Raw genomic sequence first — 16,744 nt, 5'->3', positions numbered from 1 at the left:
ATCTAGACGACATCGATGCTAAAATTCAATAAAATCTAAATATTTTTTCAGACCTGTCTTCACCGTATAGTTTCCTTGAAACCCAAGTGCCGATAATTTATCATTATTTGCATATGATTCTTTTATGTCACCTTGACGTTCTGCTTCATTAACGATTGTAATATTTGTCTGTGTTAACTCAGACAATAGTGCTAATAAATCATTTAATGATGTTTGGTTAGAGTTACCGACATTAAAGACTTCGCCACGTGCAGATTCTTTTTCAGCTACTAGTAATAGTGCCTGAATCACATCTTCGATAAAGACGAAATCTCTTGTTTGTTCCCCATCACCAAACAGTGTAAAGACTGCCTCTTCACCAGCCTTAGCTTTTGCAAAACGATCCAACAGAATAGAAATCACACCTGAATAAGGTGACTCTGGATTTTGATTTGGTCCAAAAATATTAAAGAAACGTACGGCTGTAGCCGGAACATTATATAGATTGTTATAGGCCAACACATATTTTTCTGCAGCAAATTTATCAATAGCATATGGTGTCAGCGGGCGAATCACCGATTCTTCAGCTTTTGGCAGTGTTGGTTCATCACCATAAACAGCTGCTGAAGATGAAAAAATCAATCGCTTCAATTTAGGTTGATACTGTCTGATTAGTTCTAATAATAGTAGCACACTGTCAAAGTTGACGTGATGTGTTTCGACTGGTCGTTCGACAGAATCAGCTACGCTAGCTATTGCAGCTAAATGAAAAATATAATCAAAATCATGATTCACCATTAAACTGGTCATTAACGTTTCATCTGTCACACTACTCTTAATAAAATCTATTTTATCCGAATCATTTAGGTTACTGATTTTTCCCATAGATAAATCATCAACTACGATAACTTCATGTCCTTGCTCAACGAGATAGTTGGTCAGGTTAGAGCCAATAAAACCAGCACCACCTGTTACTAAATATTTACTCATGCTTATCTTCCTCCTCTGAATCGGTATCAATGTATCGATAGAAATGCTCTATTGCTTTTTGATTATAGCCATATGGATCAAAGGCTTCAAACTCGTATTGTTTATCCGCAACTGCAATCATTGCCTCTTTCACACCAATAGCATCGTTTGTTTTCGTCAGACAGCCGTAGCGTCCGTCCTCTAAAACATGGCGACAAGCAGGGATATCTGTCGAAATAATTGACATACCTAATGTCATTGCCTCTAATAATACCATCGGTTGACCTTCATATAAAGATGTTAACACAAAAATATCACATCGCCGCATAAACTCAAAAGGATTTGACATCTGTCCGACAAAAATAACACGATTATTTAATTGGTATTTGTCTACAGCCGCTTCCAATTTTTCTTGTTCCGGACCGGATCCAATCAAATAAAGATAACCGCTTTGTTTTTCTTGGTAATACGCAGCGAAAGCTTCAACTAGCTGAACTTGATTTTTTTCTGGTGATAAACGACCCATTGTCACAAAATTAGTTTCAGCATTATTTGGATAAGGGATATAGTCTTTATTGTTGTTAAACATGCCATAAGCCAAACTATTTTCTGTATCTTCTTGATTTAGCCAAACCAATTTATCTTGCCACTCAACTTGAATAAACGTCTGATCGTCAGTCGTAACTAACTCACGAACTACTTTAACTAGTGGCAAGGCTTTTACTAATTGATAGTTGTTTGTTAGAATATCTTTTTCTGAGGCATAAACATTCACTTCTGGCAACAAAATATCTACATAATAGAAGGTTTTTTCATTTGAGTAAATTCTTGTCTCTTCTAAATTTGACAACATCAATTGTTCTTGTTCGACCCAAACAAAATTACCCACTTCCATTTCAATCAGGTACCAGTTACCAAAACTATTTGTGTTTAATGAATGAACATAAACTAGCTCACGCACACCGATAGAAATTTTTTCTGCCGTCGGATTAGGGACTTTTGAACAAAGAATATCTGTCGCCAACGTATTTTGATAATAACCTTTAAAATCAATTCGTTTTGTCGGCTGTTCTTTTAATTGTTTAAATATTTCTCGATGCTGCAAATGGTCGAGTCCTGTTAATAGCTTGCGACCGATCTTTTTACCAAAACTAACATGACCATCGGCTGTCTGATTAAAACGATAAGATAAGCGAATGCTTGATAGCGGAACATAACCATACTTTTTCCTGCCAACAATAACCGGTACGTAGCAATTAGTTTGTGTTGATATAATTTCTGGCACGGTCACGTACAGATTTCTCATGTAACGGGCATTACCCAATGGGACTGTTTCATCTAAACTAATTGGCCCATCAAATAACTGACTGCGATTTGTTGTCGCTAATTTACCAAAATAAGCAACTTTTTCTGTATCTGTGATATGATCGGGTAAGATATTGATGACATCCTGTCTAACCCAGCCTAAATAGCAACCATTTTGACTTATTTTGTAGTACGTCTGCTCACCCATCTCAAATTCACCAAGCACTGCAACATTTGGACCTATTAGATCTATGGTTCGCTTTTTGGCATAGTAAAAATCTGGACGGGCATTGTATCCTCTAAGTGGCACGCTGCTATCGATGGTAATGATTCCCTCACGAGGCAACAATACTGTTTTATTAATAACTTTATCAGTCGTCGGCTTTAACTTGCCCAAAATACGATCGGGATTGATAGTATTTGGTGTGTAAACAAACTTTTCAGCTGCCGCATATTTTGCTAAGTTGTCAGCATTTGTTTGACGTGTAATATCTGAAACGGACATCAAGTAATCAAAACGATGATACAGACTAAACAAGCCACGTAGATTAACTTTATGTATTTTTCGCCCATTGACAACGCGGTTCATGTCAGACAGCATATCACTGTGCATATAACAAATTCGCATTTTTGATTGGCTTGCCAAAATCAATTTAGACCAGTATAAACTGTATCCGCTAAAATCAATAGCTACATCAAAATGTTGATTGCCTAAAAGACGCAAGCACTCGCGCTCGTATATCTCATCAGGGTACGATGCATCATTCTTATATCCTCTGGCTTGTATCCGCAAGTCTTGATACCCTTCTTTAGTCGTAAAATTCGGATTGCCGAATCTGAAAATCAAATGCGTGGATTTTGGCAGTAGGCCAATATTGGTCTGCTGCTCCATTGTACCTGATTGATCCAAGAAACAAGTCACATCATATTTACGCGTATCAATATTTTGAATCAAGTTAATCGCACTGCTCGTAATGCCATTGTTTCTCATGCCTCCAGGATAAATCAATAATTTAATTTTCCCTGAATGACCATTGATAACAGTCATCTGTTGAGCTTCGGGCATCTTACCATACAGGATATATTCGACGTAGCGTTTGGTTGTTTGTCCATCATCATATGGGACAAACATTTTTTTAAATCGCTCATAGTTGGAACGACTCGCTGCTGTTACTTCATCCAAATCAGCGATATTTTTTTTCAATTCATCAATCGTAAAAGCGACAGGTCCAGGTAATTCATCGTATTCGAAGTATTTGCCGCGGTCACTTGTATACAAGTCATCATCCCAGCAATAAAATAGAATCGGTCGATCAGTTACTAAAAAATCAAAAAAGATACTTGAGTAGTCGGTAATTAATAAATCAACGATACCCAATAACTTGTTGGTATCAATGCAGTCAGGAATCAGATATGGCACAATCTTTTTAAAAGCAGCTGCCTGTTCGTAAAGAAATGGGTGGACTTTCACCAATACATTATATGTATCGCCAAACTCTTGTCTGATTGATGCTAATTCTTGATAGATCTGCTCCAAGTCATTACGGGCACTGTTGACACTTGCGCCTTTCCATGTTGGCGTGTATAGCATTATCTTTTTGCTTAAATCAATATCTCTTTTAAATTCAAACAACGTTTTCAATAAATCATCATGATTGGTTCGAAACGTCTGATCGATACGTGGATATCCTGCTTCTAGGACATGCCCTTCATAGCCACCCCGTAATCGATAACTGTCTAAATACATGTTTGTAGTGTGTGCGTTTGGACTTAATAAAAAAGTCGACATAAAAAAATTACGAACTACATTTTTAGCATCTGCCGGATTTCCTGGGATATCGTAACCCATTGTCTTTAATGGTGTACCATGCCAAGTGTTGATATACGTTTGTTCTTCTTTGATGATGACATATTGTTGAAATGTCGCATTATTAATTAAGTACTGTGCTTGACACAGCCATTTCAAATAGTCATCTGACTCACGTTCGACAAAAATGATATTGGTTTCTGAGCGATACTTTTTTAGCACTATATCAAGTTCTGGTGAAGAAACAATACTCCAGACATATGTATTTTTACGCTCTGTATCTGTTGCTAACAGGTATTCAAAAATGGCTAGCGGTGAATCTGTCATTGATTGACCATCACGGCTCTCAAATAAAAATGTATTTGGCTGGATTTCAGTTTCTTTAAAGTATTTTGTATACGTATCGATAATTTTACCACTTGGTGATACTATCGGTTTTAGCGCTGGAAGCACTAAACGCTTGATATTTTTATTAATTCCCAACACTTATCCCTCTTTCATTTTTTCATCCACAATGACTCTTTCTACTATTAATTGTGCATTATGGCCGGTCTCGCGACTTGTAAATAATTGTTTAAATTCTTCATAATTAACTGTTTTAACGCTATCTGGAAAATGGACAAACTTCAATAGCATTCGCAATAAAACAGACGGGTGAGTCACCATTGGCCCAGGCATCCATTTTTCAAAATCTAAATAAAAGCCGCGTAACTCATTTTGATACATATCTTTATCTGGCACATAATAAATAATCGGCTTATCGGTTAAACTATAATCGAACATACATGATGAATAATCAGTAATCAGCAAATCACTAATTAAGAGCAGTTCATTCATATCGATGCCCGTTGAGACATCCATTACATTATCGTACTCGCTGAAATTAATTGTTTCACTAACTAGGTAATGTGTTCTTACTAAGACAAATATCTTATCCTGAAAACTATCAAAACGATCATAAGGGAAACTTGTTTTAAAGTCATACATTTTCCCAGATGCCTGGTCATTTTCACGCCAAGTCGGAGCGTATAGAACGATTGGTACATTAAAAGGAATCTTAAGACGACGTTTAATATCACGAATTCGTGTTTCATTATCCTGATTAGGATACAACAAATCATTACGAGGATAGCCGTATTCTAGCATCTCTCCTTGATAGTTAAAGGCGTGTTTGAAGATTTTTTGACTGTATTCATTTGGAGCAATCAAGTAATCCCAACGTGCAGATTCTTTTGAAAATTCTGCGGCATATGATTCTTGGGTATAGCCAGGGATTTTAACATCTTCAATATCACAACCTAATTTCTTAAGTGGTGTTCCATGCCATGTTTGCAGATACGTTGTATGTTTTGATTTTGACAGCCATAAAGGTGTACGTGTATTAATGACCCAGGTTTTAGCACGGGGCATAATAAAAAACCACTTTAGTGAGAAACGCTTAACATAAGGCACATGAAGAGTTTTAAACATCTCTTCATAACCTTTTGTCACACCCCAAACCAAACGATAGTCGGGGTAGTTTTCTTTCATAAACTGGTATATCGCACGCGGATTGTCACTGAATTGTTTCCCGTGAAAGCTCTCAAAATAAACAAGATTTTTTTGGGGAAACAAACCAATAAATTTAAATAGATAATAGATAATCTGCTCAACAATGGATGTCATCTTCAATCTCCTAATTCTATATAAAGTCTACAAAACGTGCTCTAAATTTCATATGAATATGTGAACCAATAGTCAGTAAGAAAATAACCACCAACCAGAAAAACACCGTTTGTGTTCCCTTTTCCCAGAACCATTCTCTTGATAAAAAGGAATCTCTAAAGCCATCGATAATGTAAAAAATTGGATTTAATTCAAGTAAATGGATAAACCATGCATGCTTTCCTTTAAACATCGGATTGCTTGAGAATTCCCAAATCGGACCCGAAATATAAAATAATAAACGTAAAATAGACTGCAACATAATATGATAATCTCTGACTAAAACGGTAATCGTTGAATTTAATATCCCGAAAGCAAATAAAAATGCTACCATACAGAAGAAATAATAAATATATTGTAGCCAATAGACTGTTGGATAGATACCAAAACCAAACATCGTTACAAATAAAACAATCATCATGGCACGGTAGCTGACAAAATTACTCACCATATTAACTGTTGGTAAGATACTAACTGGAAACTTCATCTTAGAGACCATACCAACTTGTTTATAGATACTATTTGAACCACCTAAAATCGATGTATTAATGAAAAACCATGCAATAATACCGATTAACATCCAGACGATGTAAGGCACACCGTCAATTTTTCTACCGCCGTTTACCCCTAAACCAAACACTAAATAATAAATACCTATTTGGATAGCCGGATTTAAGAATTGCCAGACTAGTCCGAGATAATGACTTTGGTAAGTAGCTTTTTCCTCATATTTTGAGATACGTCGTGTGATCCCAAAATTTTGAATCTGTTCGATTAGAACCGTCTTTACATCATTCACCTGTTAACTCTCCTTATTGTTCTTCTGTGTGGTATGCCATTTATATGCTTTACCGATAAACACAGGGATTTGACCCATACGATTTATACGTTTGATATCACTGAATGAGCGGTACACCCACTCCAAATTTGTTTTAATAAAAATAGCAGGCGCTCGTTTGACAGTACCGCTAATTACATCTAAACTGCCACCAACTGTTTGGTAAATCATACACGGCAACTCAGGTATATGTTTAGCCAGCCATAACTCTTGCTTAGGCGAACCCAAAGCAACAAATAACATGTCTGCCTGACTCATTTGAATCTTGTGGACAACGTCTGCTTCTGGCAAAGAAGTATAGCCATCTAAATAGCCAGCCAGAACCAGGTTAGGAAATCGTGACTGAATATTCGTACTAGCTTTCTTAACAACTTCTGGTTTAGCACCATATAAAAAAATACGCTTATGATGCTGGTTTGCGTATTTCAATGCTTCAAACATCACATCAATCCCGGCAATTCTTTCTTGAATATTACCACCAGTCCATTGTGACATTTTCACTACGCCGATACCGTCAGCAAAACGATGCGACGATGTCTCAATAAAATCTTTTACAATCTGATTATCTTCCGACATCAAAATGATCTGTGGATTGACGCTTGTTAATGTCATTTTTTGATTTAAATTAAAGGCACGAGAAAAATCAGCAACGATATCAGCCATCGATATAATATCAACAGTCGTATTTAAGATTTTTTCTGTAGGATATCTCATTATGTTCTGTCACTCATTTCGTGTTTTATCTTCTGAATCAGCCGCTGTGATGCTTGACCATCATTGTATGTGTTCCACTTTTGATTGAATCCAGCTAGAGAGCCACTTTCTTTTGTTAAGACTTGTGCGATGACCTCATCTGTTGTCTGACACACTGGTAATGGAAAATCTTGCTCAATGTTTTTTTGTATCCCTGTCGTTTGACAATACATTGCAACATCATACCAATAAAAAATCAGGCGTCCATCTGGATGAACTAGACTATAATCAAACGCTGTGGATGAATAATCCGTTATCAGCACATCAGCAATATTGACTAAGTCATCTGCTGATGTCTCGGGTGGTGCATATGTTACAAAAGAAGATTGGTACAATTCTTCTATTTGCCACTGACTATGCGGATGCTCTTTGACAATCAAGTGGTATTCTTCAGCCAACTGTTCAGCCATTTTTTTTATATCAAGTGGATATGTGGCTTCTTTTTGGTCACGGTACGTCGGCAGATAAACAATCGCTTTTTTACTCTTCTCTTCTTTAACAACAGCTTGTCTGTCAATAAGATAATCTGTTCTGGGGAAACCAGTTAACCAGATATTTGACGAGCTAACACCGTAACTTCGTTCAAAGACAGCTGCCATTTTTTCTGACCCGACGACAATATAATCAAACGAATCATACACCCGTTTAAATCTTGCTTTGTCTGACTCTGATCGTTTCTGTGCTGTTTTATCTTCTAAACCAAATTGCTTAATCGCACCACCAGCATGCCAAACTTGAATCACTTTGAGACCATTGCTTTTATCGATATTACCTAAAAGGGCAAAGTAATTGTCACATATACAGATGCTGACTTGTTTCAATTTTTTGAGACATGTGGTTAGTCCTGACAACCGATTTAAATTTATCGTGCGGACATTGGTTAATGCGGCAGCATCACTACGACATGCATTTGTATAAAAAACAGTGATTGGATAATGGACAGCTAAATCAGCGATAAATCCATGATCATTTCCTGGAAAGCTCATTAAGTAAACAATTTCCGGTTTTTCAGCTGCTTGCACATGACCTGATACAAATGACACATATTTATCATAGACACGCTTGATAAAACTAACTAATTGTCTCTTCATAGCACACCTTTACTTATCATGGTCCGTATTGTTTAATTCAATCAATTGAATCTGACTTGTTCGCGAGAAAAATCGACCAGGATTGTCTATCACTGATCTGAATGATTTCCCACTCAGATAGATACTACCGAAACCAATCATACCAATAACCATTAATACCATCATCCATTTGGTTAAAACAGACATTTTACCTGTTGATGGTCCTCTCAAGACCTTTTTATCATGACCACGCTCAACCGCAACTTCTGCTAATTTCACTTCATTGAAATCACGTTGCTGACTTTTATAGTCTGCTTGATATTTTTTCTTATCTGCAGCACTTTGTGCTCTAAACCATTTGATGAATTCATTGTAATGTGCTACAACTTCTGCTGTCTCACCGTACTCACGTAAATCACCATAGTGTATCCATGCAACTTTATCACAGAGCTTTTCGATTTGGCCAATCGCATGAGATACAAAAATAATTGTCTTACCTTGTTCTTTAAAACTCATAATCCGGTCGACACATTTTTGATAAAACGTATCATCACCAACCGATAGAGCCTCATCAATAATCAAGACATCTGGGTCATTGTGAACAGCTATCGAAAATCCCAATCTAGCTTTCATACCACTGGAATAATTTTTAACCGGCTGATCGATGAAGTCACCTAAATCAGCAAATGATTTAATATCATCTAACATGTTGTCAATTTCTTCATTCGTAAAGCCACTCATTAAACATTTTAAACGGATATTTTCCAATCCTGTTAATTGCCCCTTTAAACCAGCTCCTATTGCAATGATTGATGTCTCACCATTAATTATCATTTGTCCTGTAGTCTGGGGAATAATACCGGCGAGAATATTTGATAATGTAGATTTTCCTGACCCGTTAATCCCGATCAAGCCAACCGCTTCACCCGAATACACCGTCAAATCAATACCTTTTAGTCCCCAAAAATGTGGAATATCTTTTTGAGAAAATTTAAATAATGCTTTGATTTTATCTGATTTTTTCTTATATAGATCGTACTCTTTTGTTACCATAGATAACTGTACTTTTATATTTTCGTCTTGTTTCACTTCGATCCATCCTATTCTATCATACTGAAACCTCATAGAAATTTTACACTAATTTACGACACATTTCAAAAATACTCATCAATTTTATAAGAAATTAAGTATTTTTCATAAAAAAAGCTATCTTTTCTTAATGAAAAAATAGCTTTTTAGCTTAATTATCAATTGCTAGTCCATCTTGAGGATAAGTATTTGGATCTACAATACCATCTGATTGAAATTTATATCCAGCAACATCTCGATCGTCTGGTTTATCTAATCCAAGTGACAATCTAAGTTTATGTGAAATATAATCGATGCTGTCTTTATGTAACCCGACCATACTCATCGTTTCCCCATAGGGCGCATAATCATAACTCATCCATGAAAATGTATATGAATGGAATTTATAATTTTTGGTTAAACCTGATTGTGCCACTGATAAAATCTTGTCTGATGGCATATCTGTTTGTATATGACCGTCCAGTGCATTCAAAATGCTCTTATACTTAGCAATAGAGCCTACAGCCATCGCCTTGTTAGCTACTGCTTCAAGGACTTGCTGCTGTCTCTTGCCGCGTTCCACATCATTATCGATATAGCGAGTACGCGAAAAAGCTAATGCCTGTTCACCGTTAAGCTTATGTTTTCCTTCTTTCAATTGAACAACTTTTTTTCCTTTAGCATTTTGTTCCGTCAATGTAAACGGAACTTCTATCTCAACACCGCCAAGTGCATTGACAATCTCTTCAAATGCTTCAAAGTCAACAGTTGTGTAATAATTAATCGGTACATTTATTAAATTTTCCACTGTATCAATAGTCGTATCAATACCTCCATAAGAGTATGCAGCATTGATTTTGTCTTTCCCTTTGAACTCTTTTGAATTTATTTGTGTGTACGTATCGCGCGGGATACTGACAGTATTAATAATTTCTTTTGTTGGATCCAGTGTTAATAACAGCATTGAGTCTGTTCTAGCACTTCCTAAATTTCTTTCATCATTATCGTCAAGTCCCAATACTAAAATCGAAATCGGATCTTTTTGGACATCAATGTTATCATTTATTGATTTACTCGCTGTTCTAGGATGATAAGAATCATTTAAGAATTTGTTGGCATCACTAAACATCTTAATTCCGTATCCCACTAAACCTAAAATTGCCACTAAAAAAAGAATACTCAATACTTGACCAACTCGGACCAATACCCGTTTGGATTTGCTTTGACGTTTCTGTCGTCGCTGATTTAGTACTCTGCTGTTCTCTGTTGCAACTGATACGTCATCTTTTTTTATTTGATTTTTTTTATTTTTTCTAGTCAATGAGAAAACTCCTATACCTTCAATCTTGAACTTATATTAATCGTACATTTTAAATCAAAAAAGCTTAGTACTTTCAATTATACGTTTTACTATACCATATAGTTTTGCTGAAATATATATTTAAATCAACTTTATCAAAACTTAAAAAAATTATTAAAACTTTATTTTGGAGTAATTGTTTCTCTTTCTTTTATCGGTTATAATGTAGTTTGAATTGCGAAAGTAGGTACACATTATGAATTTTTTGATGACCTTACTGCTTCGTTTATTAGCTACCGCAGGAGTTGCCGCATTAATTACTCCCTTGATCAGGCGGTTATCTTTTAAAATAGGTGCAGTAGATGTCCCAAATAAAAGACGAATTAATAAAAAAATTATGCCTAGTGCCGGTGGTCTTGCTATATATATTGCATTTTCATTGTCACTTGTTATATTATTTCAGGATGTTATTCCCTTATACTACAGTTTAAATTTAATTGCTTCATCCGGAATCATCGTAATTACTGGACTGTTTGATGATATTTTTGAATTGACACCACGTCAAAAACTATTTGGTATTATTTTAGCGGCAATATATGTATGTTTTGTTTTTGATATCACCATTCAAACAATCACAATCCCTTATCTAGGGGTTATCCATCTTGGTATATTCAGTTATCCGATAACCATCCTCTGGATTCTTGCATTAACAAATGCAATTAATCTAATTGACGGTCTAGATGGACTAGCTTCAGGAATTTCAATTATTGCGCTGACAACAATCGGATTAATCGGTTATATTAGTAGTTCTACCGGAGCTGTCAAACTACAAGTACCGATTACAATTTTTATTCTATTGGTCAGTACAATCGGGTTTTTCCCTTATAATTTTTTCCCTGCTAAAATTTATTTAGGCGATACGGGTGCATTGTTTTTAGGTTTTATGATTTCATTAGTGTCAATCCAAGGGTTAAAAAACGCAACTTTTATTTCTTTAATTTCACCACTAATTATTTTAGGCGTACCCATTACGGATACAATTTTTGCTATGCTACGACGAAAAATCAATCGGAAACCAATTTCTTCTGCAGACAAAATGCATCTGCACCACCGCCTACTGTCGATGGGCTTTACTCATCGGGGGGCTGTGCTAATGATTTATTGTTTAGCTATTATTTTTTCACTTATTGCGTTACTTTATATGTACACAAATACTTGGGCAACGATTTTGCTTATTATCAGCTGCTTCTTTGGTATCGAAATTCTCATTGAACTGCTAGGATTATTAGGCACTGATCGTCAGCCGATGCTAACATTATTTAAATTCATTGGAAATCGTGCCTATCGTCAAGAGATTCTTGAAAAACGCAAACAAAATAAAAGAGACAAGCATGACTAATCATGTTTGTCTTTTTTTTCTTTATTTTCTTTATTCTCAAATCGACTGAGTACGCCGTTAACACGTGGATGTTTCACGTCATCTTTATTCAGTCGATCTTCAATATAGTAATCAACTACTGTTCGTTTTTCTTTAATCTTACCGTATTTTAGTTTCTCAACTGTCACATTAAGTACACCACCGGTAATAATCAGCTTGGAGGCAATATTTAGCCATAAAATAAAGATGATAAAACCACCAATAAAACCATAACTGTTGATTCTCTTTACAAAAAATTTTAAATATATTCCAAAGAACTGAGTTACAGCCATCCAAGAAATGGTTGTAAAAATGGCTCCTGGAATAATAGCTTTAATGTGAACCTTAACTGCCGGCACAAAATAAAACAGCATCAATAAAATAACAAACAATACTGTAGAAGTAACTGGCCAGCGTAGCCGAATGAATGTTGTCAGAATTGATTCTGGCAATCCAAGTCGCGGTAAAAGATATTCTAAGATTACCTGACCAAATCCCATAATAATTAGTAATAACGTAATGACAAATAGTAACAGAAATACCATCAAAAACGAAAACAACCGATGGAGTAGCTGCATTTTAGATTTCGACAAACCATAAGCTTTGTTTAGACTAATTTGTATGCCGTTTATTCCTTTACTTACTGCCCAAATCGTACCAATAGCAGAAATTGAAAGCAAGCCACCGTTACTAGTAGTCAGTAAATTATCAATGGTTTCTTCCATAAAGTGATAAATTGCTGAAGGAAGCAATTCCTGAATATACAACAAGACATGTTCTTGACTAATATTTAAGAATGGTAAAATATTTCCCACTGCAATCAGCAGAGGAAAAAAAGCGAGCAGTAAATAATACGTGATAACTATAGAATAAATCCTTATTTCTGCATCGTTAAATGTTAACGATAAAATTTTTACTGCATGTTTAAAAGAATTTTTCTCCTCTTCACCCAACATATTACTACCTCAACTATTTCTGCATCGTTAAAATTTGCGGTCCTTCTTTGGTGATTGCAATGGTGTGTTCGTATTGACAACTTAATCCACCATCTTTTGTCCGTGCAGTCCAACCATTATTATCCATTTTCATTTGCCAAGTACCAGTATTGACCATTGGCTCAATGGTAATTACCATTCCTTCTTTTAGACGCAACCCTTTACCTGCTTCCCCGTAATGAGGCACAGACGGTGCTTCATGAATTGTTGGTCCGATACCATGGCCGATAAAGTCGCGAACTACACTCAATTCTTCCCCCTCAACATAAGTTTGAATAGCATGGCCAATATCTCCGATGCGATTACCCACTTGTGCTTGGTCGATGCCTAGATAAAGAGCCTTTTTTGTTACCTCCATTAATTTATCAATTTCAGGAGTTGATTTTCCTACAACATATGCCCAGCATGAATCGCTCATTGCACCCTTTAAATCAATACACATGTCAACTTTGATTAAATCGCCATCTTTTAATTTAGTCTTGCGGGGAAAACCGTGACATATTTCATCATTAATACTACAACATGTCGCGTATTCATAGCCTTCAAAGCCGATTTGTGCCGGTACTCCGCCATTTTCTTCAATCATGTGGCGCACAAACACTTCTATATCCCAACTTGTAATACCTGGTTTAATAAAGTCTCGTAATGCTTCATGGACACTTGCCAATAAAGCTCCAGATTCGCGCATCATTTCGATTTCACGCGGTGATTTTAATGTAATCATTATTATTTCTCCTCTCAAACTATACACATAGCACACTTATTTTATCATAAACCGTTTATGTCTCCAACATCTTATTAAAAAGTCGCCGTTTTTTCAATTTAATTATAATTGTTTTTCTGGTCCTTTCTGTTATAATCTTGTATAGATTTAAAAAAGGAGGCTTGTGTAAATGACACTTGCTAAAATTGTCTATGCCAGTCTGACAGGAAATACAGAGGAAATTGCTGATGTTGTTTGTGAAGCCCTGGAGAACTTAAGCATTGATGTTGAAATGGAAGAATGTACACAGGTAGATGCCGCTGATTTTGAGGATGCCGATATTTGTGTCGTGGCTTGTTATACATATGATGATGGAAATCTTCCTGATGAAATCATTGACTTTCATGAGGACTTATTGGAACTTAACCTAGACGGTAAAATATATGGTGTCGTTGGTTCAGGCGATACATTTTATGACTACTTCTGCAAATGTGTTGATGACTTTGACGCATCATTTGAAAAAACTGGTGCGACTAAAGGTGCCGAATCAGTCAAGGTCGAACTGGCTGCTGAAGAAGAAGATATTATTGCCTTAGAGTCTTTTGCTGAATCATTAGTTGAAACCTATAACAATCTATAAAAAAAATGGTTATCACTCCTCGGTGTTAACCATTTTTTATTTAGTTAAAATGTTAATTTAATTTTTTCATCAGTAGATTGTTTATAAGTTACACAATCTGTAATAATTTTACTGATTTCATCTTGAGTTGGATGGATGCGTTCAGATGAAATCAAGGAAGCTAATCCTGTCACTGTAATCCAGATTGCGATAAATAAAGATTCTTTCTGCTCATCTGAAAAATCACGATATTTATCTGATGAATTTAATTTTTCTAAATACAAGCGATGCGTATATTTATTAAGACCCTTGCCACCTTCATGATCTTCAACAAATAAAGAACGATAAAGTACTTTTTCTTTTTTTGCAAAGTCTACATAGTTTAAGCATAAATCAATTAAAGGATCCCCCGTGATCACTTTTGAAAATACGTTATCATTTAAATCTTTCTCGATCTCTTTTAAAAACACATCTCTTAGATCCTCCATGTTTTTAAATTCAAGATAAATCGGTTGTGTAGAAGTTTTCATTTTATTTGCAATATTTCGCGCTGTAAATCCTGAAAACCCTTCAGTCGAAATCACTTGATATGTTGCATCTAAGATATGCTCACGTGTAATCGTCTTTCTTCTTGCCATTTTTAGTTTCCCCCTTTAAAATCAGACAGAAAATAATTTCGTGAAAATTATTACCCCACCTTGGAGATATTGTATCATTATTTATCTATTAAAAAAAGAGATTCCGTCATTATTTTTGTTTTTTTTACAAAAAGTTAATGTTATAAAAAATATGTTCTATATATTTAAAAATTGATAGATTCCTAGTAATATGCTAAAATTATTTATCATTAAATAGATAGAAATGAGGTTTTTTTATGTCCATTGAAAATTTTGATTCTCTTTTGAAAAACTATGCACAAGTGATTACAAAAGTAGGTATTAATGTACAAAAATCACACACCGTTGTGGTTCAAGCACAAGTTGAACAAGCACCTTTAGTACGTTTGATTGTTGAAGAAGCTTATCGATTAGGTGCCCGCCAAGTCATTACACAATGGGGAGATGACTTTGTTTCTCGACAAACTTTTTTGCATGCTGATGAAGAAGTTTTGACAACAGTACCAGAACACAGAATTAGTGAAATGCACGATTGGTTAGACAAAGAAGCTAGCCGAATTAGTTTAGTTTCAAGTAACCCGGATGCTTTTTTAGGTATAGATGGACATCGGATTGCTGAATTCCAAAAAGCCAACGGTAAAGCACTTATGCCGTTGCGCCAAGCAACACAAGCCAATAAAGTCAGTTGGTTAGTAGTGGCCGCTGCCGGACAAGATTGGGCTGCAAAAGTTTTTCCTGAGTTGTCTACGAAGGAAGAACAATTGGATGCTCTATGGACTGCTATTTTCAAAGCAACACGCATGTATGAAGACAATCCGATTGATGCTTGGTACGCACACGAAAAACTATTGCAATCAAAAGCTGAAGAATTAAACGCAGAACAATTTGATTTGCTTCATTATACTGCACCAGGAACTGATTTATTGATTGGATTACCAGAAGGACATCTATGGGAAGGTGCTGGTAGTAAAAATGCCCGTGGCGAAACCTTCATTGCTAATATGCCGACAGAAGAAGTCTTTACTGCACCTGATCGTACACGTATCGATGGTACTGTTTCAAGTACAAAACCATTAAGTTACTCTGGAACAACAATTGAAGGTATGCATTTTACTTTTAAAGATGGAAAAGTGATTGATGTTAAAGCTGATAAAGGCGAAGATGTTCTTAAAAAACTTTTAGATACTGATGATGGGGCTAAAAGTCTAGGAGAAGTTGCATTAGTACCTGATAGCTCACCTATTTCTCAATCAGGTATCGTTTTTTACAACACCTTATTTGATGAAAATGCTTCTAATCATTTAGCACTTGGTTCTGCTTATGCGTTTAATCTTAAAGGTGGCACAGATATGACTGATGAAGAACTTGAAGCTGCTGGATTAAACCGAAGCCAAACTCACGTAGATTTCATGATTGGTTCAAATAAAATGAATATTGACGGTATCAAAAAAGATGGTACAATCATTCCTATTTTCCGAAATGGTGAGTGGGCTTAAACACTCCTCAAACCGAGTCTATTTTTTCAATAGATTCGGTTTTTTATATATATTTCATTTATAAAACTAATTATTTAAATAAAACTGTCATCACTTTATGTATA

The 16,744-nt window shown here is 35.5% G+C and carries 14 protein-coding genes; 3 read left to right on the top strand and 11 right to left on the bottom strand.

Annotated elements, in window-relative coordinates:
- Positions 1–18: 18 nt before the first annotated feature.
- The 8 genes from CBF37_RS04345 to CBF37_RS04310 form a co-directional block, all read right to left on the bottom strand.
- Positions 19–969, bottom strand: coding sequence for an NAD-dependent epimerase/dehydratase family protein (locus tag CBF37_RS04345; RefSeq protein WP_125983501.1), 951 nt, complete (start codon positions 967–969; stop codon positions 19–21).
- Complete coding sequence (locus tag CBF37_RS04340) at positions 962–4,543, bottom strand: CDP-glycerol glycerophosphotransferase family protein (protein ID WP_165866632.1); 3,582 nt, start codon at positions 4,541–4,543, stop codon at positions 962–964. The genes CBF37_RS04345 and CBF37_RS04340 overlap by 8 nt, the downstream gene beginning before the upstream one ends.
- 3 nt (positions 4,544–4,546) lie before the next feature.
- Positions 4,547–5,725 (bottom strand): CDP-glycerol glycerophosphotransferase family protein, encoded by a 1,179-nt coding sequence (locus CBF37_RS04335; RefSeq protein WP_125983499.1) that lies wholly within the window; start codon positions 5,723–5,725, stop codon positions 4,547–4,549.
- A gap of 16 nt (positions 5,726–5,741) precedes the next feature.
- The gene (locus tag CBF37_RS04330) at positions 5,742–6,563 is read right to left on the bottom strand and encodes an ABC transporter permease (RefSeq protein WP_125983498.1); all 822 of its coding nucleotides are present in this window, start codon (positions 6,561–6,563) and stop codon (positions 5,742–5,744) included.
- 3 nt (positions 6,564–6,566) lie between these two features.
- Positions 6,567–7,316 carry a WecB/TagA/CpsF family glycosyltransferase gene (locus CBF37_RS04325; protein WP_125983497.1) on the bottom strand — a complete coding sequence of 250 codons (750 nt, stop codon included), beginning with the start codon at positions 7,314–7,316 and terminating at the stop codon, positions 6,567–6,569.
- A complete protein-coding gene (locus CBF37_RS04320) occupies positions 7,316–8,446 on the bottom strand; it encodes a CDP-glycerol glycerophosphotransferase family protein (protein ID WP_125983496.1) in 1,131 nt (376 codons plus the stop codon). Before CBF37_RS04320 ends, CBF37_RS04325 begins: the two co-directional genes overlap by 1 nt.
- Positions 8,447–8,455: 9 nt before the next feature.
- Positions 8,456–9,550, bottom strand: a complete 1,095-nt coding sequence (locus CBF37_RS04315) for an ABC transporter ATP-binding protein (RefSeq protein WP_125983495.1) — start codon at positions 9,548–9,550, stop codon at positions 8,456–8,458.
- Between the two features lie 115 nt (positions 9,551–9,665).
- Positions 9,666–10,814 carry an LCP family protein gene (locus CBF37_RS04310; RefSeq protein ID WP_125983494.1) on the bottom strand — a complete coding sequence of 383 codons (1,149 nt, stop codon included), beginning with the start codon at positions 10,812–10,814 and terminating at the stop codon, positions 9,666–9,668.
- Between the two features lie 235 nt (positions 10,815–11,049).
- Between CBF37_RS04310 and CBF37_RS04305 the strand changes: the two genes are divergently transcribed.
- Positions 11,050–12,192 (top strand): glycosyltransferase family 4 protein, encoded by a 1,143-nt coding sequence (locus CBF37_RS04305; protein WP_125983493.1) that lies wholly within the window; start codon positions 11,050–11,052, stop codon positions 12,190–12,192.
- On the opposite strand, the gene CBF37_RS04300 is transcribed toward CBF37_RS04305, so the two are convergent.
- Positions 12,189–13,166 carry a YihY/virulence factor BrkB family protein gene (locus CBF37_RS04300; protein ID WP_125983492.1) on the bottom strand — a complete coding sequence of 326 codons (978 nt, stop codon included), beginning with the start codon at positions 13,164–13,166 and terminating at the stop codon, positions 12,189–12,191. The two genes, CBF37_RS04305 and CBF37_RS04300, sit on opposite strands and share 4 nt — an antisense overlap.
- Before the next feature lie 13 nt (positions 13,167–13,179).
- Positions 13,180–13,929, bottom strand: a complete 750-nt coding sequence (map, locus tag CBF37_RS04295; RefSeq protein ID WP_125983491.1) for a type I methionyl aminopeptidase — start codon at positions 13,927–13,929, stop codon at positions 13,180–13,182.
- Between the two features lie 169 nt (positions 13,930–14,098).
- Between map and CBF37_RS04290 the strand changes: the two genes are divergently transcribed.
- Positions 14,099–14,548 (top strand): flavodoxin, encoded by a 450-nt coding sequence (locus tag CBF37_RS04290; protein WP_125983490.1) that lies wholly within the window; start codon positions 14,099–14,101, stop codon positions 14,546–14,548.
- Between the two features lie 44 nt (positions 14,549–14,592).
- Here the strand turns inward: CBF37_RS04290 and CBF37_RS04285 are convergent, their stop codons facing one another.
- Entirely contained in the window at positions 14,593–15,165 is a 573-nt protein-coding gene (locus tag CBF37_RS04285; protein ID WP_125983489.1) for a TetR/AcrR family transcriptional regulator, read from the bottom strand.
- A 236-nt stretch (positions 15,166–15,401) separates the two neighbouring features.
- Between CBF37_RS04285 and CBF37_RS04280 the strand changes: the two genes are divergently transcribed.
- The gene (locus CBF37_RS04280) at positions 15,402–16,640 is read left to right on the top strand and encodes an aminopeptidase (protein ID WP_125983488.1); all 1,239 of its coding nucleotides are present in this window, start codon (positions 15,402–15,404) and stop codon (positions 16,638–16,640) included.
- Positions 16,641–16,744: the final 104 nt, after the last annotated feature.

The sequence above is a fragment of the Vagococcus vulneris genome (genome assembly GCF_003950515.1).
Taxonomy (GTDB): domain Bacteria; phylum Bacillota; class Bacilli; order Lactobacillales; family Vagococcaceae; genus Vagococcus; species Vagococcus vulneris.
This window is presented reverse-complemented; position numbering and strand designations above follow the sequence as displayed.

Coding starts and splice junctions, on each gene's coding strand:
- CBF37_RS04345 (WP_125983501.1), bottom strand. CDS start 969: ATGAGTAAATATTTAGTAACAGGTGGTGCTGGTTTTATTGGCTCTAAC.
- CBF37_RS04335 (WP_125983499.1), bottom strand. CDS start 5,725: ATGACATCCATTGTTGAGCAGATTATCTATTATCTATTTAAATTTATT.
- CBF37_RS04325 (WP_125983497.1), bottom strand. CDS start 7,316: ATGAGATATCCTACAGAAAAAATCTTAAATACGACTGTTGATATTATA.
- CBF37_RS04320 (WP_125983496.1), bottom strand. CDS start 8,446: ATGAAGAGACAATTAGTTAGTTTTATCAAGCGTGTCTATGATAAATAT.
- CBF37_RS04315 (WP_125983495.1), bottom strand. CDS start 9,550: ATGAGGTTTCAGTATGATAGAATAGGATGGATCGAAGTGAAACAAGAC.
- CBF37_RS04305 (WP_125983493.1), top strand. CDS start 11,050: ATGAATTTTTTGATGACCTTACTGCTTCGTTTATTAGCTACCGCAGGA.
- CBF37_RS04300 (WP_125983492.1), bottom strand. CDS start 13,166: ATGTTGGGTGAAGAGGAGAAAAATTCTTTTAAACATGCAGTAAAAATT.
- map (WP_125983491.1), bottom strand. CDS start 13,929: ATGATTACATTAAAATCACCGCGTGAAATCGAAATGATGCGCGAATCT.
- CBF37_RS04290 (WP_125983490.1), top strand. CDS start 14,099: ATGACACTTGCTAAAATTGTCTATGCCAGTCTGACAGGAAATACAGAG.
- CBF37_RS04285 (WP_125983489.1), bottom strand. CDS start 15,165: ATGGCAAGAAGAAAGACGATTACACGTGAGCATATCTTAGATGCAACA.
- CBF37_RS04280 (WP_125983488.1), top strand. CDS start 15,402: ATGTCCATTGAAAATTTTGATTCTCTTTTGAAAAACTATGCACAAGTG.